The organism is Bradyrhizobium archetypum (genome assembly GCF_013114835.1).
GTDB lineage: Bacteria > Pseudomonadota > Alphaproteobacteria > Rhizobiales > Xanthobacteraceae > Bradyrhizobium > Bradyrhizobium archetypum.
In genome coordinates, this window is the sequence record NZ_JAAVLW010000002.1 from 639,230 (window position 1) to 658,500 (window position 19,271).

At 63.1% G+C, this 19,271-nt stretch carries 20 protein-coding genes; 11 read left to right on the top strand and 9 right to left on the bottom strand.

Going from position 1 to position 19,271, the window contains the following annotated elements:
• Nucleotides 1-1,131, bottom strand: coding sequence for a FecR domain-containing protein (locus HCN50_RS07435; protein ID WP_171708957.1), 1,131 nt, complete (start codon nt 1,129-1,131; stop codon nt 1-3).
• Between the two features lie 130 nt (nt 1,132-1,261).
• Here HCN50_RS07435 and HCN50_RS07440 point away from each other — a divergent pair, with 130 nt between their 5' ends.
• On the top strand, nt 1,262-3,055 hold the full coding sequence (locus HCN50_RS07440; protein ID WP_171708958.1) for a ShlB/FhaC/HecB family hemolysin secretion/activation protein: 1,794 nt from the start codon (nt 1,262-1,264) through the stop codon (nt 3,053-3,055).
• A gap of 2 nt (nt 3,056-3,057) precedes the next feature.
• Here HCN50_RS07440 and HCN50_RS07445 read toward each other — a convergent pair whose 3' ends face one another.
• Nucleotides 3,058-3,453 carry a hypothetical protein gene (locus HCN50_RS07445; protein WP_311967381.1) on the bottom strand — a complete coding sequence of 132 codons (396 nt, stop codon included), beginning with the start codon at nt 3,451-3,453 and terminating at the stop codon, nt 3,058-3,060.
• Nucleotides 3,454-3,691: 238 nt separating this feature from the next.
• On the opposite strand from HCN50_RS07445, the gene HCN50_RS07450 reads away from it, so the two are divergent.
• Together HCN50_RS07450 and HCN50_RS07455 are read left to right on the top strand one after the other, a co-directional pair.
• Nucleotides 3,692-5,137, top strand: a complete 1,446-nt coding sequence (locus HCN50_RS07450) for a caspase family protein (protein WP_171708960.1) — start codon at nt 3,692-3,694, stop codon at nt 5,135-5,137.
• Nucleotides 5,138-5,193: 56 nt separating this feature from the next.
• Nucleotides 5,194-7,227 (top strand): pyrroloquinoline quinone-dependent dehydrogenase, encoded by a 2,034-nt coding sequence (locus HCN50_RS07455; protein ID WP_171708961.1) that lies wholly within the window; start codon nt 5,194-5,196, stop codon nt 7,225-7,227.
• 395 nt (nt 7,228-7,622) lie between these two features.
• Here the strand turns inward: HCN50_RS07455 and HCN50_RS34210 are convergent, their stop codons facing one another.
• Together HCN50_RS34210 and HCN50_RS07460 are read right to left on the bottom strand one after the other, a co-directional pair.
• Nucleotides 7,623-7,757 carry a hypothetical protein gene (locus tag HCN50_RS34210; protein ID WP_283812055.1) on the bottom strand — a complete coding sequence of 45 codons (135 nt, stop codon included), beginning with the start codon at nt 7,755-7,757 and terminating at the stop codon, nt 7,623-7,625.
• Nucleotides 7,758-7,894: 137 nt separating this feature from the next.
• Nucleotides 7,895-8,356: a PaaI family thioesterase gene (locus tag HCN50_RS07460; RefSeq protein WP_171708962.1), complete on the bottom strand. Its 462-nt coding sequence runs from the start codon at nt 8,354-8,356 to the stop codon at nt 7,895-7,897.
• Between the two features lie 252 nt (nt 8,357-8,608).
• On the opposite strand from HCN50_RS07460, the gene HCN50_RS07465 reads away from it, so the two are divergent.
• The 3 genes from HCN50_RS07465 (at nt 8,609) to HCN50_RS07475 (ending at nt 9,650) form a co-directional block, all read left to right on the top strand.
• A complete protein-coding gene (locus tag HCN50_RS07465; RefSeq protein ID WP_171708963.1) occupies nt 8,609-8,887 on the top strand; it encodes a hypothetical protein in 279 nt (92 codons plus the stop codon).
• Nucleotides 8,888-8,965: 78 nt separating this feature from the next.
• Nucleotides 8,966-9,196 (top strand): hypothetical protein, encoded by a 231-nt coding sequence (locus tag HCN50_RS07470; protein WP_171708964.1) that lies wholly within the window; start codon nt 8,966-8,968, stop codon nt 9,194-9,196.
• Nucleotides 9,197-9,311: 115 nt separating this feature from the next.
• The gene (locus HCN50_RS07475) at nt 9,312-9,650 is read left to right on the top strand and encodes a PilZ domain-containing protein (RefSeq protein WP_171708965.1); all 339 of its coding nucleotides are present in this window, start codon (nt 9,312-9,314) and stop codon (nt 9,648-9,650) included.
• A 180-nt stretch (nt 9,651-9,830) separates the two neighbouring features.
• Here the strand turns inward: HCN50_RS07475 and HCN50_RS07480 are convergent, their stop codons facing one another.
• The 4 genes from HCN50_RS07480 to HCN50_RS07495 form a co-directional block, all read right to left on the bottom strand.
• Entirely contained in the window at nt 9,831-10,073 is a 243-nt protein-coding gene (locus HCN50_RS07480) for a DUF6894 family protein (protein WP_171708966.1), read from the bottom strand.
• A 219-nt stretch (nt 10,074-10,292) separates the two neighbouring features.
• Nucleotides 10,293-10,472 carry a hypothetical protein gene (locus tag HCN50_RS07485; protein ID WP_171708967.1) on the bottom strand — a complete coding sequence of 60 codons (180 nt, stop codon included), beginning with the start codon at nt 10,470-10,472 and terminating at the stop codon, nt 10,293-10,295.
• 155 nt (nt 10,473-10,627) lie between these two features.
• Nucleotides 10,628-10,819 (bottom strand): hypothetical protein, encoded by a 192-nt coding sequence (locus HCN50_RS07490; RefSeq protein ID WP_171708968.1) that lies wholly within the window; start codon nt 10,817-10,819, stop codon nt 10,628-10,630.
• A gap of 738 nt (nt 10,820-11,557) precedes the next feature.
• Nucleotides 11,558-11,737 carry a hypothetical protein gene (locus HCN50_RS07495; RefSeq protein WP_171708969.1) on the bottom strand — a complete coding sequence of 60 codons (180 nt, stop codon included), beginning with the start codon at nt 11,735-11,737 and terminating at the stop codon, nt 11,558-11,560.
• A 1,192-nt stretch (nt 11,738-12,929) separates the two neighbouring features.
• Between HCN50_RS07495 and recA the strand changes: the two genes are divergently transcribed.
• The 5 genes from recA to HCN50_RS33550 all read left to right on the top strand — a co-directional run bounded on the left by recA (nt 12,930) and on the right by HCN50_RS33550 (nt 16,122).
• Complete coding sequence (gene recA / locus HCN50_RS07505) at nt 12,930-14,018, top strand: recombinase RecA (protein WP_171708971.1); 1,089 nt, start codon at nt 12,930-12,932, stop codon at nt 14,016-14,018.
• Between the two features lie 111 nt (nt 14,019-14,129).
• The gene (locus HCN50_RS33535) at nt 14,130-14,660 is read left to right on the top strand and encodes a hypothetical protein (RefSeq protein WP_235976813.1); all 531 of its coding nucleotides are present in this window, start codon (nt 14,130-14,132) and stop codon (nt 14,658-14,660) included.
• Between the two features lie 5 nt (nt 14,661-14,665).
• Nucleotides 14,666-15,142, top strand: coding sequence for a hypothetical protein (locus HCN50_RS33540; RefSeq protein ID WP_235976814.1), 477 nt, complete (start codon nt 14,666-14,668; stop codon nt 15,140-15,142).
• Nucleotides 15,139-15,501, top strand: a complete 363-nt coding sequence (locus HCN50_RS33545; protein ID WP_235976815.1) for a hypothetical protein — start codon at nt 15,139-15,141, stop codon at nt 15,499-15,501. Before HCN50_RS33540 ends, HCN50_RS33545 begins: the two co-directional genes overlap by 4 nt.
• A gap of 48 nt (nt 15,502-15,549) precedes the next feature.
• Nucleotides 15,550-16,122, top strand: coding sequence for a hypothetical protein (locus tag HCN50_RS33550; protein ID WP_235976816.1), 573 nt, complete (start codon nt 15,550-15,552; stop codon nt 16,120-16,122).
• A gap of 229 nt (nt 16,123-16,351) precedes the next feature.
• On the opposite strand, the gene gcvP is transcribed toward HCN50_RS33550, so the two are convergent.
• Entirely contained in the window at nt 16,352-19,225 is a 2,874-nt protein-coding gene (gene gcvP / locus HCN50_RS07520; protein WP_171708972.1) for an aminomethyl-transferring glycine dehydrogenase, read from the bottom strand.
• Nucleotides 19,226-19,271: the final 46 nt, after the last annotated feature.

Here is a 19,271-nt window from a genome sequence, read left to right on the forward strand (position 1 = left end):
CTAGCGGCCTCTTCCATGTCCGCTGTTGCCGCGGCCACTACCGTTAGCTCCGTTGCCGCCTCGATTGGAGGCAATTTCACTACCGCTATTGCCGTTGCCGCCATTGCCGTTGCCATTGCCGCTGTTGCCGTCGCCGCTATTGCCGTTGCCACTATTGGCGTTACCGCCGCCGACAGCCGCTACCGCGCTTCCATTGGCTCGACCGGCGGCACTGGCGGCGGCGCCGTCGCCGTTATCCCCTTGGCCATTGTTGGCGGCGGCCGTGTCCGTGCCTGGAGTGGATGAACTCCAGACTGTATTGGATTTAGACGCGCCGCGCGCCGCTCCGGCCGAAGCAGAACTGCCATGGGCAAGGCCGTTGGTGACGCGGTGGAAGTTCACCCGAACTTCGCCGATCGATGAGGAGATGCGGGTCACGCCATGCCCGGCGGGATGGACGCTCGCATGCTTGTTCAGGCCGTTGGCCGCATGGCGCGGTGCGGAGAGACCATTGCGCGGCACCGGCACCCGCTCGATCAAAGGCGCGCGGGGTTTGCCGGGCTCGATCGGGGCGAGAACGCCGGCCCCGCCCAGCGACAGGCCGGCCTTGCCGTTCGCGAAAGCCGTCGCGTGTTGGCCGGCCATCACCTGGGCGATCTGGCCCGATTTGAAGTCTGCGACTTCGACCTGGCCGCGGATCACGTCGACGGTGGTTTTTCCTGCGTTGACGGTGACGCGGAATTGCGTGCCCTTCACCACCGCGGCGAGGTAAGGCGTCTCGACTTCGAAATGCTTGACATTGCGCTTTTCGACATCGAGCAGGATCGAACCGGCTTGCTGCATGATCGTCGTCGAAAGCCCTTCCTTCTTCTCGACGGGAAGGCCGACCACCGAATTTGGCGCAACCAGAATCACCTCCTCGCCGCGCGTCAACAGAACGCGGCCGTGACGGCCGGTGCGAACCGTATCGCCTGGCTTCAATACGTCTTCCTGTTTCAGCGATGCCTGCTGCACGCCGTTGCCGGTGAGCCAGACCTCGCCGGAGGATTTGCTGACTGTCCAGTCGCCCCCATCGGCGGCGTAGGCGACGGAAGCCGTCGCCAGGAAGAACATCGCCGCGAGTGTTCTCGAGAGGTGAGGAAGCGCACCCATGAAACTTTCTCCGATTGCCGCTTTGTCCCGGGACGCTATCGGAAATGTTTCAACATTGAGTGAGCGAAAGCCGTGCTCTTTCGGAGAGGCGTTAACCATTCGTTTACCATAAATTTCTAATAAAAATCATATGGCTAGCGCTTTCATCAACGTGCATCGGTTCCTCTCCGTAGATGTACGGAGATGCACGGTTCGAGCAGCCAATGTCCGGAATTGCCTGCTGACGATCAGCGTCGGCCTGTGGACTATCACCGGTTTTCCGGCGCACGCGGAGCACGCGAGCCAGCCGGGCTATGATCCAAGGCAGATCGAAAAACGCTTCGAGGATCAACAATCGAGCCAAGGCGCCAACGGACGACCCCGCCTGCCATCGCCGCAATTCGGGGCAACGGAGGGGCAGGGAGATTCCAAGTCGCTGTTCGTGCTGCGGCATGTCACGATCAGCGGCGCCGTCGCAGTTCCGCCGGATCGGCTGGTGACGGCGTATCAACCCTATGTTGGGAAAAAAGTGTCGCAAGCCGATCTCGCGGCGATCGCCAGCGCGGTGAGCGACGCCTATCGTGCGGCCGGCTTTCATCTCAGCCGCGCGATCGTTCCGCCGCAGGATGTGCAGAGCGGCGAGCTTCGCATTCAGGTCATCGAAGGCAACATTACCGATCTGACGCTGAAGGGAGAGGGCGCCGACCAGTTCGGCGTCCGGCCGATGCTCGCTGCCGTGCTGGCGGAGCGGCCCTCGCGGCTTGCAACGCTCGAACGGCAATTGCTCCTGATCAACGGCCGCCCGGGCGTGCGGATCGAGGACACCGCGATCGAAGAGATCGGCACCGCGAGCGGCCAGTTCCGCCTGATCCTGTCGCTGAAGACCTGGCACGTGTTCACCTCGTTCGGCGTCGACAATCTGGGGTCGTCGTCGGTCGGGCCGTGGCAAAGCTACGGGACGGCGGCGTTCAACTCCTATCTCGCGCCCGGCGATTCTTTCGTGGTGAATCTTTCGACGACGCCCGGCGACCCCAGGCAGCTCGCATTCGGCCGGCTGTCCTACGAGGTGCCCGTCGGCACCGATGGTGCCCGCATCGGCGCCTCCGGCTATTACAGCGAAGTCTGGCCCGGCGACTACCGCCATCTCTACAGCGACAACATCAAGACAGAGTCGTTCGAGGTCCGCGGCAGCATCGCGCCGCTGCAATCGCAGAGATCCAGCCTGACGCTGACCGCGGCCGCCGGATTCACCAATGCGTCCGAAAACGACGTGTTCGGCCCGATCTATGCCGATCGCATCCGCACCGCGAGCCTGACCTCGGACTACCGCCTGCAGGACAATTTCGGCGGCACCAATTATCTGACGGTGAACTATCGCCACGGCCTCGACATCTTCGGCGCGTCGCATCGTGGCGATGATGACCTGTCGCGCGTCGGCGCCTCCGGCACATTCTCCGCGCTGAACTTCTGGTACGCGCGCTACCAGACGCTGACGGATGCGTGGTCGTTGAAATTGGCCGCGGCTGGCCAGACGGCGTCCGGCCCGCTCTTCACCTCGCAGCAATTCTATCTCGGCGGCATCGCCTTCGGCCGCGGCTATGGCAGCGCCGAGATCAGCGGCGACAACGGCCTTGCGGGCACCGTCGAACTGCGCTTCGACCAGAAGACCAACCTGAAATATCTGAGCGGCTACCAGCTCTACGCCTTCGTCGACAGCGGCGTCGCTTGGAATGATGGCTATCGGCTCAGCGAGGGCCTTTCGTTGACGTCCGCCGGCGGTGGCGTCCGCTTCTTCCTCGCCGAAGGCCTGCAAGCCGATATCGGCGCCGCCGCGCCGCTCAGCTATCGTTCGCCTGACAACCCAGGTCGCGGGGCGCGGGTGCTGCTCTCGCTGACCGGCGCGCTGAAGCTCTGCCCGGTGCGGGCGACGACGCGGTGTTTGTAGGGCTAGACCGGCTCGTAGCTCTCGGTCGAGCAGGTATCTTCGGGCTCGACCTTCTGCCGGTCGGCGATTGCGCCGTCGGCAAACTCGATGCGGTAGGTCTGCGTGCCCAGCGGTTTGCCGGTCACGGACACGACTTCGGCCTTGACGCATGCGGTCCAGCCGGGTCCGCGGAGGTTGGGGCGCGGCTCGGAGACGCGAACCTGGGTCGGCTGCGAGGCCGCCGTGAATACCGAGTCCAGTTTCTGCCTCAGCAGCATCTTGACGTCCGGCGGCGCGCCCAACGCGGGCGGCTCGGGTGCCTTGGCGCGCATGAGCTCCGGCACCGGCGAGCGGATGTCGGCAAAGCCGCAACCCGCAAGCGTCAACGCTGCGCCTGCCACCAGCGCAAAGTGAACCACGATCCGCCGCATCGGAGGTTGTATTACCGTAGAGCCACCGTTCCGGACAGCGGCATTGCGGCCCAGACAACATAACGATTCCGAGACTGTGATTCACATCACTGCGCGGGAAATCGGACCTGCGACAAGATCGCCGGCGAACCGCGGCGTGGTCACGCCTCGCATGGCGCGGGCGGCTTGAACCTTTGGCTCCGAGGCCTTGACCAATGCGTAGCCTGCATTCTCGGGAGGTGGCATCATGCTCCGTCACACGCTGTTTGGATTGATGGTTCCCGCCGCGTTGCTTCTGGGTTCGCAGTCGGCTTCCGCCGAAAATCGCCTCGCACTGGTGATCGGCCAATCCGCCTATCGCTCTGTACCGGCGCTGCCCAATCCGGCCAATGACGCCAGGGCGGTCACGCAATTGCTGACCGATTCCGGCTTCGACGTTTCGACCGCGGCCGATCTGTCGCAAAATCAAATGCGTGAGGCGGTCAGCGAGTTCGCCGGCAAGGTGGCCGCGAAGGGTGCCGATACCGTCGCCCTGGTGTTTTACGCCGGCCACGGGCTGCAGATCGACGGCGAGAATTTTCTCATTCCGGTCGACATTGATGCCAAGCGCGAAGCCGACATTCCGATTCAGGCGGTGCGCCTCAACGACATCCTCAACACGCTGACCTCGGTGCCGAGCAGGATGCGAATCCTGATGCTCGATGCCTGCCGCAATAATCCGTTCCCTGACCTGAAGACTGCCGGCAGCGGGCTTGCCCTTGTCGATGCGAAGGTCGGCGCGCCCGGCACGTTCCTGTCGTTCTCGACCTCGCCGGGTGCCGTCGCGGAAGACGGCTCCGGCTCCAACAGCCCCTATACGACCGCGCTGCTCGCGGCGGGCAGGGAGCAGGGAATTCCGATCGAGGAGACCTTCAAGCGGGTGCGGCTCGCGGTGAACAAGGTCACCGAAGGGCGGCAGACGCCGTGGGACAGCTCGTCGCTGACCGAGGATTTCCGCTTTTCCGGCGCACTGGTCGCAGGACCCAAGCCTGCCGCCGCTCCGAAGAAGACGGTCGCCGAATGGACGCGCGATCTGAACGGCAAGCCGGTCGAAGCGGCGAACGCGTTGATCGTGGCCGACGGCACCGACGAGGCCTATGAGGCCTTTGCCGGCCTCTACCCGCAGACCTCGCTCGGGCGGCTGGCGCGGGATTGGCTGGTTCGTCACCGGCGCATGGTGGCGTGGAACAACGCCGTGCTCACCAATACGGCCGCCGGATATCGCTCGTTCCTGGCGCGATTCCCCGACAGCGATCTCAGCGCCACCGCGCGCAAGCTGGAGGAGCGGCTGCGCAACCGTCCCGACTTCACCCCGGCTGTTTCGGCCGCCGCCGCAGCCGTGCCGCAGAACGTCGCGCTCGCCGCACCGATGTGCCCCTGCAACGTGCAGCCGCCGCAGCAGCCGATCAAGGTCAATGCGCCGGTCCGGCGCGTCGAGCCGGATCCGCCGAAGCGGGTCGATCGCAAGCCACCGCGGCGCGCGCGTGAGGTAGATGACGACGTCGTGGTCGTGCGCCGTCCGCCGCCGCGCGAGGTGTACGAGCCTGCGCCGCCACCGCCGCCGGTCAGCATCGGCATCGGCATTGGTCTCGGCGGGTTCGGCGGCGGCCGCGGTGGCCACTATGGCGACGGTTATCGCAGGGGTGGATACTGAGGTGGCGATAGGATAATCCATCCCGCAAGCGTTGCATGGCGCTTGCGGGGGGCGGAATGCGAAATCCGGTTCGTCTATTCACTTCCTTCGTTGTCATCCTCTGTTTCTCGCTTCCGGCCTGCGCCTGGGAGCACTGGGGCGGCGATCGCGGTGGATCGCGATTTTCGCCGCTCGCGCAGATCACGCCTCTCAATGTCGATCGTCTCGTCCGCGCCTGGGAGTTTCGCACCGGCGATCTCGACAGCCGCGCGGGCGAGGTGATGCGGCGAACCAAGTTTCAGGCCACCCCGCTTTTCGTCGAGGACAGCCTGATCTTCTGCTCGCCCTTCAACGAGGTCATCGCGCTTGATCCCGGCAGCGGCGTGCAGAAGTGGCGACACGATCCGAAAATCTCGACCGATCAACGGCCGGCCAACCGCTACAATTGCCGCGGCGTGGCTTACTGGGTCGACGCGCGCGCGGCTGAAAATGCCGCCTGCCGCGCGCGGATCTTCATGGCCACCAACGATGCGCGCGTGATCGCGCTCGACGCGAGGACCGGAATGCGCTGCGCCGATTTCAGCGGCAATGGCGAGATCAAAATCGACACCGGCATTCCACTGGAATGGCCCGGCGAATTCCAGATCACGTCGGCTCCGGTGATTGCCCGCGATATCGTCATCGTCGGCTCGGCGATCTCCGACAACCGCAAGGTCGAGGCGCCACCCGGCACGGTGCGTGCCTTCGATGCGCGAACGGGGCGGCCGCGCTGGGTCTTCGACCCACTGCTGCATGACGGTATCACCGCAGGTCACGCCAATGTGTGGGCACCGATGTCGGCGGACGAGGAGAAGGGCCTCGTGTTGTTGCCGACATCCTCGCCAAGCCCCGACTTTTGGGGCGGCAAGCGACCCGGCAACAACGACTACGCCAATTCGGTGGTCGCGCTGCGCGCCGAGACCGGCGAGCGCGTCTGGTCGTTTCAGACCGTGCATCACGATGTCTGGGACTACGACCTGCCGGCGCAGCCGACGTTGGCGCGCATTGAGACCGGCGACGGCCCGCGCGACGTCGTGATCCAGCCGACCAAGCAAGGCTTTGTCTTCGTGCTCGACCGCGATACGGGCAAGCCAATATGGAGGGTGGAGGAGCGCGCCGTGCCGCAAGGCGGCGCAGAAGGCGAGCAGCTTTCGCCGACGCAGCCATTTCCGACTCATGTGCCGGCGCTGCTGCCGCAACAGATTTCGTCCGATGACGTGTTCGGCCTCGTTCCGTTCTGGGACCGGGAAGCCTGCCGTGCGCAGGTCGCCTCGGCCCGCAATGACGGACTCTACACGCCGCCGTCGACGCAAGGCACTGTGGTGTTTCCGATGACCGGCGGCGGCGTGAACTGGGGCGGGGCGGCGTTCGATCCGGTCCACCAAATTCTCTACGCCAACACGACGCGGGCGATCCACATCGTCAAGCTGCTTCCGCGCGCGGCTGTGGCGGATGGGTTCAATCCGCCGCCCGGCCACGACTTCGGACGGCAGCAAGGCGCGCCGTTTGCGATGACACGGACGGTGGCGCTGTCGCCCTTGGGGCTGCTCTGCAACAAGCCGCCCTGGGGCGAGATGGTCGCGGTCGACCTGAAGGCGGGCAGGATTCTCTGGCGTTCGCGCGTCGGCACCACGGAGGATCGCGCCCCGCTCGGCATCGCCTTGCCGTTTGGCACGCCGCTGGTCAGCGGCGTTGCGATTACCGCCGGCGGTCTCGTCTTCACGGGCGCGATGGATGCGTATTTGCGCGCCTTCGACGCCCAATCGGGGCGCGAGCTGTGGCAGGGACGCCTGCCGGTCCCGGGTGTCGCCAATCCCATGACCTACATGTGGAAGGGCGAACAATATGTCGCGATCGGCGCCGGCGGTCATTCGGAGTCGGGCACGACCATTGGCGATAGTGTGGTGGCGTTCCGCCTGGCGCGGCCGGGCGAGGCGCCCTCTCTGATGTCGCGCACGATCGATCGGCCTGGCGGGCGATTCACGAGCGGCGCGATCGCGGCCGGGCTGGTGGTGCTGCTGATGGTGATTGCGGTCTGGCGCTGGCGGCGGCGCAGGGCGAGAGGAATGTGAGTCTCCATCAGCGTAGTGCAGCCGCAATGACTTGAGAGATTAGCGACACACACACCGCCGTCATCCCCGCGAAGGCGGGGATCCAGTACGCCGCGGCTTCTCCGTTCAATCGCTGGCGCGCATTCGCGCGACCCGTTGGCGGACGATGACAACTGAATATCAGGCAACGATCTCGCGACGCTTTGCGTCCGAGCTTTGCTTTCAACTTCCCGCCCTCTCCAATTCAGAGGGCGCGGGGAAGACCGGGTGGGCTTGACACGATTTCTGAAAATCAGAAGTGATTTGCACGTCACGCCATCGTGTCGCGCGCCGCGGCATGAAACTGCACTTTTGGCACGCGGCAAATCAGCGGGTTGCATGCCCGGTCTGCGAAGGCTGCGGACGACCCCTCTCGTCTAGAACGCCCGGCGGCGTAGCGGCGGCGGGGCGGGGTGTGGATGGCGCGCACGGGTCACGAGTTCAGAAATAGCGATCACCGCTGCGCAACCGATGATGGTGATGGTTGCCATCACAAGGATAATTTTGAGCATTGTTCCCTCCGAACAATTTTGACACTAGGACGCCAGACGAATCATGTTCTGGCAAGACGAGGGAATTACGGGGGCCGGCTCATCGCTGTGAATATCGGGCACGGCGCAGGTCGTGCTTTTGCCCGCCACCCAATTTTCTAGAGCATCGCGAACGCGCTCGAGACCATCGCGACCGGCTTGTTGTCCGAGGCGGAAAGCAGCGTCACACGGCCAAAACTCATGGTGCGTCCAAGACGGACTACGCGCGCATCGGCGAGCACGTCGGAGGCGGAAATGGCGCGCATGAAATGCGTGGTCTGATCGACCGTGGTCATCGCGCGATAGCCGCGGTTGGCGGCGAGGTTGGCGATCACCATCGCGGTGTCGGCAAAAGCCATCAATGCCTGGCCGGAGACGGTGCCGCCGTTGCGGCAAAGCCGCTCCGCGAACGGCATGCGCAGGATCGCGCCCGGCTGCCAGTCGGCGGCATCGCCTGATGGCGCGCAATCGAAGCGCTCGATCGACAAATTGAGATCCATCACCCACGGCGCAAATACCTCGCCGAGCACGCGCCTTGCGTCTGCGATGCCGAATTCTGCCGCTTGTGGCTGTTGTTGCATGAACGACCGTTTCCTCATCCGATAGTGTTCTTGCCCGCATTGTAGTGGTCATGGCGGCGAAGGGAACAGCGGCGCTGTGCGCCAAATGTGGCCGATCCGTCGCGATTGGGACGTAATCGCCCAAAATGCTGCGCATCCGACGGCCGCAGGGTGCGTCGAACCACAGGCGAGGGCGCTTGTGCTTGGCGATGCCGTTGGGCCGATGGTATCTATCCAACGAAACGCTGAAAGCGTCCCAAAGGAGAGAGCGTCATGAGAATGCTGAGCGCGGCCGCGGTGGTGGTGTTGTTGACGGTGCCGGCCCACGCGCAGACCCCCAATATCAACCTGATGCCGGAAATGCAGTCCAAGACGCCGGAGGAAAAGGAGCAGGATGCGATCAAGGAGAAGGCCTACAAGGAATCCTTGAGGAAGATTCCCGACTCCAAGGCGTCCTCCGATCCCTGGGGCACTGTGCGCAGCAATGAGCCGCCGAAGGCCGCGGCGCCCGCCAAGCAGCCGAAGACCAAGACCGGCAGCAGCAGCCACTAATCCTGCCAGGCTGCGGGTAGGATTCGTTCGCCGGCAGCCCTATATTTTGACCTGTCGTCATCTGTCTGGAGTTGCGACATGGTCTTTCGTCCGCGCGATCTCGCGAGTCGGATGGCCGGCCGGCGCAAGCCGGGCGATGGCTTTCTGCGCGAGACTTTTACGCTGCCGCGCGAGGAAGCGAGGGCCCGGGCGCGCGACTTCCTCAACCGCTATCCCAAAGCGGCCTATATGAGTTCGGTCGAAAGCTGGCGCGAGCTTCCCAGTGGGGAGATCGAATTCACGATGCGCCGGCTTGCCAGCGCCGATTAGGCAACGGCGTTTCCGCCGGGCCGCTGCGATTGACGCCGATACCCTGATTTTTGCCTGATACCGATAACTCGGTATTCAGGTGTTCCGCCTAGTATTTCTACGGACAGGAGAAATCATGGCGAGAGACCGCAAAGACCTCGGTGCCCGCAAGTTCGTTCGGGTCGACTTGCACAAGCCGGGATTCCTGATACCGGCGCCGGACGCACCGTGGATCGAGTGCTACATCCTCGACATTTCCGATAATGGTGCCTGTCTGGATGTCGGCGATCTCGCCGTGCCGAAGATGTTCGGCCTGTCGCTCACCGCGGGCGGCGAGGTGCGGCGGGTCTGCACCTTGATCTGGCGGCGCGGCGAGCTGGTCGGCGTCCGCTTCGTCTCCGCCCGAGAGCTGCGGCAGGGCAATGCGCCGGCGGCCGAACCGGAAGAGGCTTTCCGAAAAGTGCACGCGGACTAATTCTACCGTGTCATAAGCCGCTTATGGTGAGGAGCGCCACCGGGTCCGCGCGTAGCGCGGCCCGATGACAGGCTCCACGCGTCTCGAACCATGAGGCCCCTAGCTTATCCGCGCGGCCACCTTCGAGCCGCCTGCTTCGCAGGCTCCTCAGGGGATGAGGATTTGAGCGCTAGCGCGGCTTTAATCGTTCTCCCGCAGCGTCTCCGCGACGAGGCGTATCCGGAATACCGGCTTTTTGCCTTCATCCAGCAGTTCCATCTGCCACTCGGCGTTTTCGGAAAGCTTTCGGGAAACGTCCGCGATCATGTCGCCGCAGACCCCGGTCATTTCCTTCCAGGCGGCGTTGTGATCAGGAAACTCAGCGCCATCGTTACTTACGCACGCATCCTCGCCATGGCGAACGCTGAAGAAGTAGATCGGCATGGCAAGCTGACCAGATGCTAAAAGGAGCCGCCGTTGGCCCGGAGATACCAAAGGCCGTGGAGTGGACTTCTGCCGTACCGAAAGATCAACTCCGGGTTTTTACGGGCCCATGCACGTTGCCGGGCATATAAACCGAATGATGTTTTGGCGCTAAAACGAGGTAATTACTTATAATTTCTCCCATGCAGGGGCTGCGCAAGAAGCCGGTCGGGTTTAGACCTATTCTCGTTCGGCTTTTTTCAGCTCCCGATCGATCCGGAGCTGGACGCGCCGGATGGCAAGCAGGTTGAGCTTGGCCTCGGTCTTGCCGGTGACGATCCTGTCGCCGATGCGAAATTGCCATTTCCAGACGCCCGGAGCGACCGCGGTCACGGTGTATTCAACGCCCTTGTGAATCATTACAAAAAATCCCGCTGCGGCCCCCACCGCGTGAAATTCAGATCTCATACTTAAAATTGCAAATACTTAGAATACAACTGAGCAGGATCGATCAGCGCCGGTTTAGACGCCAAGCGAAGGGCGCGGGCAGGGCCGGGAATTTCAAGTGGGCCCAATCAGGACGTCAGTTTGCGCGCCGGATGCTTCAGCTCGCGATCGATCTTCAATTGAACGCGGCGCATGGCCAACAGGGCAAGCCTTGCCTCGGTCTTTCCCGACCTGACCAAGTCGCCGATCCGAAACTGCCACTTCCAGATTCCCGGGGTTTCCGACCTGACAAGCGTATATTCTACGCCTTTGTGATTCATGGAAATCTCCCGCATTCCACCGCACTAACGGCGGCGGAACCGCAAAGGTTCCATATTCCAGCTGCGCGCAATAGCAGGGGCGGTGGAATTTCTTCTTCCCCTCGCTTCAATCCCCGGGAGCACGGCCGAATTCCCGGCCGCGGCCGCGCGCAAAAAAGCGCTGCGCCGCGCAAGCGGAGTATGATCGCTTGGCGGCGCAGGCCTATTCCCCGAGTGATGCAATATCCCAGGCAAGGTTTTGTCTGGACGGCATGAAAAAAGTTCAACGCTCCGAGGCGAATTTTTCGCCCCCATCGGCTATGCGGCGGGGTCGTTTGGCTGCCTGGGCCGGCCGCGGTTCTCGCCATGGCGCTGCCGGCGTGCCGGACCCGCGGCCGGCGCCTGACTGTGCCGGCCGGTTATTCCTGGCGCGACGGATAAGGCTGCCGCGGCGGAATGTGGGTGCGCGACGGCGCGTCCGGCCGCACCGGTGGCGGCACCCGCGAAGGTTCGGGTGTGCGGCCGAGGCTGAGGAGCCAGGTGAGGAGATCGGTGCCATGCTGTTGAAGCGTTGGCAGGGTGGGTTCAAGGAAGACAGCCTGTGTATGCATACTGCAAGACCTACCGGGAGCAGTTTGACGGACGGTTCAGATCGAACTGCAAGCACGTCTAAAATTGTAGGCGATGCGGTCTGGTGTTTCACTTGAAGATGGCGCCTTAAAACGATGAGGCCGCTCTTTGGCGGCCTCATCGCGAGAGCTAGCTTTCTGGCTGCTCTACATCAGGCGCCCGGGGGCTGGCGTCGGGCGCCTCTGCACTCTTGGCCGAAAGGTCGGCGGCCTTGTCGAGAAAGCCTGCAGCGATGTCCGGATCCGTGGTGGCCATTGCAAATTTGAGAAAGGTTGCCGCTTGTTCGGTTAGATATTTCTTGCCCGGCACAATCCTGGTTCCCCGTTACTACCCGTGAGACTATCCGCCGCCCCCGCACCCGATTACGCACTGCGGCGGAATCCGTTCCGGGGAGAAGTACAAAAGTGTACTTAGAAGGCAGCGTGGTTGGCGGCTGCCCAGTCAGTAAAGGCGAGGAGGCGACCATCACTCGGGGAGGTGCGCCTGGAGACGTATCGACCGGAGATTCTCGGTTCCGGTATCGAAACACCGTGGTACTACGGACTCCAAAAGCCGGTGCAAAAAACCTTATGCTGGCTGCCGCCGGGGCTGCTTTTCATCCCGATCCAATTTTGTACCGGCAGGGGCCGCTGAGAGGCGGCCCTTTTATTTTGCGCAATACGGCCGAGGGAATTTTGGCCGCCGCTAGACTAGCGCCTCTCTACGCCGCGGCGGCAACAAAGCGAGGAAGATATACAGAAAAGGATAAAGCAGGCCGCCCAGGACGAACCAGACAGCTTCGGAGCGTCCCCCTCTGCGCCGCATATTTCGCAGTGTAGCGCCCGCATATATAAATCAGCGAGGCATACAGGATTGCGGCAATGATCACGCCGATCATCGTGGAGCCCTCGATGCGTGCTGAACATACAGGATTGCGCGTGCGGACAGAGCCGTCCGGGTTGACGATCAACTTCAAGAGAACGGGCGCACCGGCAAAGGCGACCTTACCCTTAGGTTGGGGTTTGTAGACCGCCCGACTTCAACCACTCCGTGATGTGCGAGGCGGTTTCCACCTGCCGTGCTCTGCGTAAAAGTTCCTCGCGCTCAACGCCCGGAGGCGTCTCTCTGGCTTCTTTCCTTAGACGCTCAGCTTCCTCTGAAAGGCGCTTATCGAGGGGATCGATTGGTTTGAAACGGCGCCGCTTCTGCATGGCGCTGCTCCCTGTTGTGTTAGGGCGGGAGCGCAACTTGCGTTCTCATCACCGTTAACTGCCGGGGGACCGCACGGTGATACTAATAGACTACGCCGCTGGAGTTCCGGTTCCGAGTCTTTTTTCAAAGCGGCACGGCTATTCATGAGGTCGATTGATGTCGGAAACAGACCGATACGGCCGCTGGTAAAAAGAACATATTGCGAACATAGAACAAACGTGGTACAGGTTCCTCATCGAAATCGGATCCAAAAAAGCCGCTCTCCGCCGTTTGTCCCGCTCGCGAATCCCCGCCATAAGGAGCACGTATTATGTCCGCCACTGCCCTGCGTATTGTTGAAGGATCCTCCATGGATAAGACCAAGGCCCTCTCTGCCGCGCTCTCCCAGATCGAGCGCCAGTTCGGCAAGGGCTCGGTGATGAAGCTGGGCAAGAACGACCGTTCGATGGACGTCGAGACGGTGTCCTCGGGCTCGCTCGGGCTCGACATCGCGCTTGGCGTCGGCGGCCTGCCAAAGGGGCGGGTGGTCGAAATCTACGGGCCGGAATCGTCGGGCAAAACCACGCTGGCGCTGCACTGCGTGGCCGAGGGACAGAAGAAGGGCGGCATCTGCGCATTCATCGACGCCGAACACGCGCTCGATCCGGTTTATGCGCGTAAGCTCGGCGTCAACATCGACGAGCTCTTGATCTCGCAGCCCGACACCGGCGAGCAGGCACTGGAAATCTGCGATACGCTGGTGCGCTCCGGCGCGATCGACGTGCTGGTGGTCGATTCGGTGGCAGCCCTGGTGCCGAAGGCCGAACTCGAGGGCGAGATGGGCGATGCGCTGCCGGGCCTGCAGGCGCGGCTGATGAGCCAGGCGCTGCGCAAGCTCACCGCCTCGATCAACAAATCCAACACCATGGTGATCTTCATCAACCAGATCCGCATGAAGATCGGCGTGATGTACGGCTCGCCGGAAACCACGACCGGCGGCAATGCGCTGAAATTTTACGCCTCCGTCCGCCTCGACATACGCCGCATCGGCGCGATCAAGGAGCGCGACGAGGTCGTCGGCAACACCACCCGTGTCAAGGTGGTGAAGAACAAGCTGGCGCCGCCCTTCAAGCAGGTCGAGTTCGACATCATGTATGGCGAGGGCGTCTCCAAGATGGGCGAGATCCTCGACCTCGGCGTCAAGGCCGGCATCGTCGAAAAATCCGGCGCCTGGTTCTCCTATGACAGCCAGCGTCTGGGGCAGGGACGCGAGAACGCGAAAGCGTTCCTCAAGGCCAACCCCGACATGACCGCCAAGATCGAGACTGCAATCCGCCAGAACTCCGGCCTGATCGCCGAGCAGATTCTGGCCGGTCCCGCCGAGCGCGATGCCGACGGTGAGGAGCCGGCGGACGAGTAAATTTCAGAAACGCTTCAGGGGTTAAGGCCTGAAACGTGCACGGGCGCTGCGGACGTTGAGTTGCCGACGTTCTCAGCGCCCGTTTTGTTTGATGGATATGGATGAGTCGTGATGAAGCCTCTGATTCTGACCGACTGGTTGATGTCAGACTTTACAAAGAATGGTTTGGCCGACCTCGCGCTGGATTTAGCTTTTTTCGATTTCGTCTGGGGACCGCAGCCCTCGTCGGATGAACTCGCAGCCCATCTTGGCCCGCGCACCGCAAGCCACAGCCACGACAGAGCTACACACTGGTCGGACTGGGGCGGTAGCCAGTGGAAACACAGCAAAAGCAGGAAGCACCGGGATCTCAGCCTGGCCGAATTCTGCCAGCACTATGAAACCGTCGAACTATGGTTTGACGTGCGGCCGAAAGCGCAGATGAAATTGATCTGGCTGCTGGATTATTTCTGCTCTTATCCGCAAACCGTTGGCAGGTTGAAGCTGCGTCTTGTCGATCTGGAGATGAGAGCGCTTGACAAGTTTGGCCGGTGGGATCCGCCGGCCGTTCAGGTTACGGAAAAGGAATTGGCGACGGCGAGCGCCGCCTGGCAGGCGTGGCGACACCGGAAGCTTGCTTCGATTTGCTCAGCAAGGATTTGAGTGCCTTGCCGCTTCTCAAACCCGTTTTGGTCGATCTGCTCGAAGAACTGCCGTCGAATTCGACAGGGCTTGGCGCCTCGGAAATGCGGATGCTCGAGCTGATTGCGCGGGGATACTCGCTGACGAATGCGCTCTTCCATCTGTACCAACTGCGGCAAACGCGCATCTTCAGCGAGTGGGAATACGGCTACTTGCTGGATGGGCTTGCGCATGGCCCGCGACCGGCTGTGGCCGGCCTCGATGAGGAACTGCGCACACTCGACCGTAAGAATTTGCGGGACCGGGGGCCGGCTTACCTGCGCAGCCGGTTGTCGCTCACCGAATTCGGCAAGGCTGTTCTCGCCCACAAGGAAGACTTCAGTCGGCACAATCCGATCGACCGCTGGTGGGGCGGGACGCACCTGACCAACGATAACCTCTGGCGCTGGAATCCGGTGCTGATCGCGCCCTCCCGCAAGCAGTCCAAACGGGGTGCACCATGACGCGTCTGATCTTGACGGCCGATTCCTCCAGCGCAGGCAGCATTGTATCGGCCGGTCACGCCGATCTGGCTGTCGCGATCAAGCTTCGGATGGTCTGGGGACTGCCACGCTCAGATTCGGAGCTTGCAGCATTTCTGGCGCCACGAAGGAGCCAAGAGCCGGACGGCCATTGGCTCGATTCGATGCCGCCGCAGCGGCTGCAGAAATTCGAGACGAATGATCTCGGACTGGTCGAGGCGTGCCAGCGGGCTGAAACGGTTGAGCTCTGGATGAATACGGATCCGAACGCCCAACTGGTACTGATCTGGCTGCTCGACTATCTCGGCCCACGCGCGAAAAGCTTGGGACTTACGCTGTGACATGTGGATGCCGCTCTTGGCGAGACAGAACCGGCGCGGCTTGCCAAAATGAAATTTGCGGGCGTAGCGATCAACGACGATCATCTCGAGATCGCAAGCCTTGCGTGGCAGGCCCTCCGGGCGCCGACGCCCCATGCGTGGTTCGATCTGCTGGCGAAGGATCTCAGCATCCTGCCGCAGCTTCGGCGATGCGTTCTGGAGATGCTCGAAGAACTACCGGGGCGCGCAACCGGGCTCGGCGCGTCGGAAATGCGGATGCTCGAATTGATCTCGGCGGGCTACCTGCATCCGTTCGACGTATTTTCGCATCACAAAGCGCGCTTCCAACGCCGCGTGTTCGACTATTGGGAAGCCGGTGCTCTCCTCGAAGGGCTTGCGCTGGCGCCGGCGCCTGCTGTTTCTGGTCTCGCGGAATGGCCGTTCTCCCTTGAGATGCACGACGACTATAAGCGCCTCGCGCGGTACAAAGAAAGCCGGCTGTCGCTCACTCCGCTCGGCAAGGCGATCCTGGCGGGCCTGGAGGATTTCAGCCGCCACAATCCAATCGACCGATGGTGGGGCGGCACGCACCTGACCAACGACCGGCTGTGGCGCTGGGACCCGGTCCTGCTCGTGCCGTAGCGGAGTTGCCGCAAAATGGGTAGCGCGGGAGCGAAACCCATCATCGGCCCGCATCCGCGGGTGGCAAGTGATGGTTTCGCTTTCGCTCTGCCCATCCTACTCGCGTTGCCTTGCTGTCATTCCAGGGCGCATCGGAGATGCGAACTATGGTGCGCAATTGCGCACCTGAGAATCTCGAGATTCTGGTCTGGTCCTTCGGACCATCCCGGAATGACTGCTCTCTCAACTATCACTCCGCAGCCTGCGCGTAGTCCGCGATCGGCGGGCACGAGCACACCAAATTGCGGTCGCCATAGACATTGTCGACGCGGCCGACCGGGCTCCAATATTTGTCGGTGCGCGAGACGCCGTCGGGGAAGCAGCCGGTGGCGCGGCTATACGGGCGATTCCATGCATCATCGACAATGTCGTGCACGGTGTGCGGGGCATGGCGGAGCGGCGAGGCTTCGACCTTCCAGCGGCCGATCTCGATCTCCGTGATCTCGCTTCGGATCGCGATCATAGCATCGCAGAAGCGGTCGAGTTCGGCCTTCGATTCCGATTCAGTCGGCTCGATCATCAGCGTGCCCGCGACCGGGAAACTCATGGTCGGGGCATGGAAGCCGTAGTCGATCAGGCGTTTTGCAATATCGTCGACGGTGACGCCGCTGGTCGTCTTCAAGGGCCGGGGATCGACGATGCATTCATGCGCGACGCGGCCCTTGGCATTTCGGTAGAGCACCGGGAAATGCGGATCGAGTCGGGTGGCGATGTAGTTCGCGTTCAAAATCGCGACCTCGGTGGCGCGCTGCAAGCCTTCGCCGGACATCATCAGGATGTAGAGGTAGGAGATGGTCAGGATTGACGCAGAGCCGAACGGCGCCGCTGATACCGGCCCGATCGGATGCGGCGTGGCGCCGTCGGTTGCGGGGTGGCCGGGGAGATAGGGCGCCAGATGCGCCTTGACGCCGATCGGCCCCATGCCCGGGCCGCCGCCGCCATGCGGGATGCAGAACGTCTTGTGCAGGTTGAGATGCGAGACGTCGGCGCCGTAATCGCCGGGCCGGGCGAGACCGACCTGCGCATTCATATTGGCCCCGTCGAGATAGACCTGGCCGCCATGGCTATGCACGATGTCGCAGATTTCGGTGATGTGCTCCTCGAACACGCCATGCGTCGAGGGATAGGTGATCATCACCGCGGCAAGATTCTTCGAATGCTTCTCCGCCTTGGCGCGAAGGTCGTCGACGTCGACGTCGCCGCGAGCATCGCAAGCGGTCACCACCACCTCCATGCCGGCCATGTGGGCGGAGGCCGGATTGGTGCCGTGCGCGGAGGAGGGGATCAGGCACACCCTGCGGTGCGGCTCGCCGCGCGCCGCGTGATAGGCGCGGATCGCCAGCAGGCCGGCATATTCGCCCTGCGCGCCGGAATTCGGCTGCAGCGAGATCGCGTCATAGCCAGTGATGTCGCACAGCCATTGTTCCAGCCGCTTGAACAATGCGTGATAGCCCGCCGCCTGCTCGCGCGGCGCGAACGGATGCAGCGAGCCGAATTCGGGCCAGGTCAGCGGGATCATCTCCGTGGTCGCGTTCAGCTTCATGGTGCAGGAGCCGAGCGGGATCATCGCCCGGTCGAGGGCGAGATCGCGATCGCTGAGCTTACGCATGTAGCGCAGCAGCTCGGTCTCGGAGCGGTGCGCGTGGAATACGGGATGGGTGAGGAAGGCGCTGTCGCGCTTCAGTTCGGCGGGCAACGTTTCGCGTGCGCCCAACTCGACATCTGCATAGGACAGCTTGCCGCCGAAGGCGCGCCACACCGCTTCCACCGTCGCAGGCGTGGTCGTTTCGTCCACCGCGATGCCGAGTGTGCCGCCACCGATCCGCAGATTGATCTTCTCAGCCAGCGCGCGTGCCACGATTTCGCCCTGCCTGGCGCCGACCGCGACCGTGATCGTATCGAAGAACGCCTGTGAGGCCGCCGCAAAGCCGAGCTTGGTTAGGCCCGCGGCCAGCACCACGGCGCGCCGGTGCACGGTGCGCGCGATATGCGTCAGCCCCTCCGGGCCATGATAGACCGCGTACATCGAGGCGATCACTGCCAATAGCACCTGCGCGGTGCAGATGTTGGAGGTGGCCTTTTCGCGGCGAATGTGCTGCTCGCGGGTCTGCAGCGCGAGCCGATAGGCCGGCGCGCCCCGCGAATCCAGGGACAGCCCGACGATGCGGCCGGGCAGCGAACGCTTTAGCGCATCGCGCACCGACATATAGGCCGCGTGCGGGCCGCCATAGCCCATCGGCACGCCGAACCGCTGCGCCGATCCGACCGCGATGTCGGCGCCGAGCTCGCCCGGCGAGGCGATCAGGGTCAGCGCCAGCAGATCGGCCGCCATGACCGCCAGCGCACCCTTGGTGTGGAGCGCCGAAATAGCCGGCCGCAAGTCGCGCACCGCGCCTGACGTTCCCGGATACTGCAGCAGCCCGCCGAACACGTCGGCGCTTTCGAGATCGGTGAGGGGATCGCCGATGATCAGGTTCCAGCCGAGCGGCTCGGCGCGGGTGCGTAAGACCGCGAGCGTCTGCGGATGCACCTCGGCATCGACGAAGAACGACTTTGTCTTGACCTGCGAGGCGCGCTCGGCGAGCGCCATCGCTTCCGCGGCGGCAGTGCCTTCATCGAGCAGCGAAGCGTTGGCGACGTCGAGGCCGGTGAGGTCGCAGATCATGGTCTGGAAGTTGAACAGCGCCTCCAGCCGCCCCTGGCTGATCTCCGGCTGATACGGCGTATAGGCCGTGTACCAGGCCGGGTTCTCCAGGATGTTGCGCTGGATCACCGCGGGCAGGATGGTGCCGGAATAGCCCTGGCCAATCAGCGAGGTGAATACCTGGTTCTGCGCGGCGAGCTCGCGCATATGCGACAGCGCCTCGGTTTCGCTCAGCGCCGGACCCAGATCGAGCGGCTGCTTCTGCCGGATCGAGGACGGCAGCGTCTGGCTCATCAATTCGTCAAGGCTCTTCGCGCCGATGTTGTCCAGCATCGCAGCGATGTCGCTGGGCGAGGGGCCGATATGCCGGCGCACGAAATCGGTGGCGGCCTCAGCAGTGGTCTTGAGCGGCGCGTTCATGGGTCCTTCCTCTTTATTCGTCGTCATGCCCCGCGAAGGCGGGGCA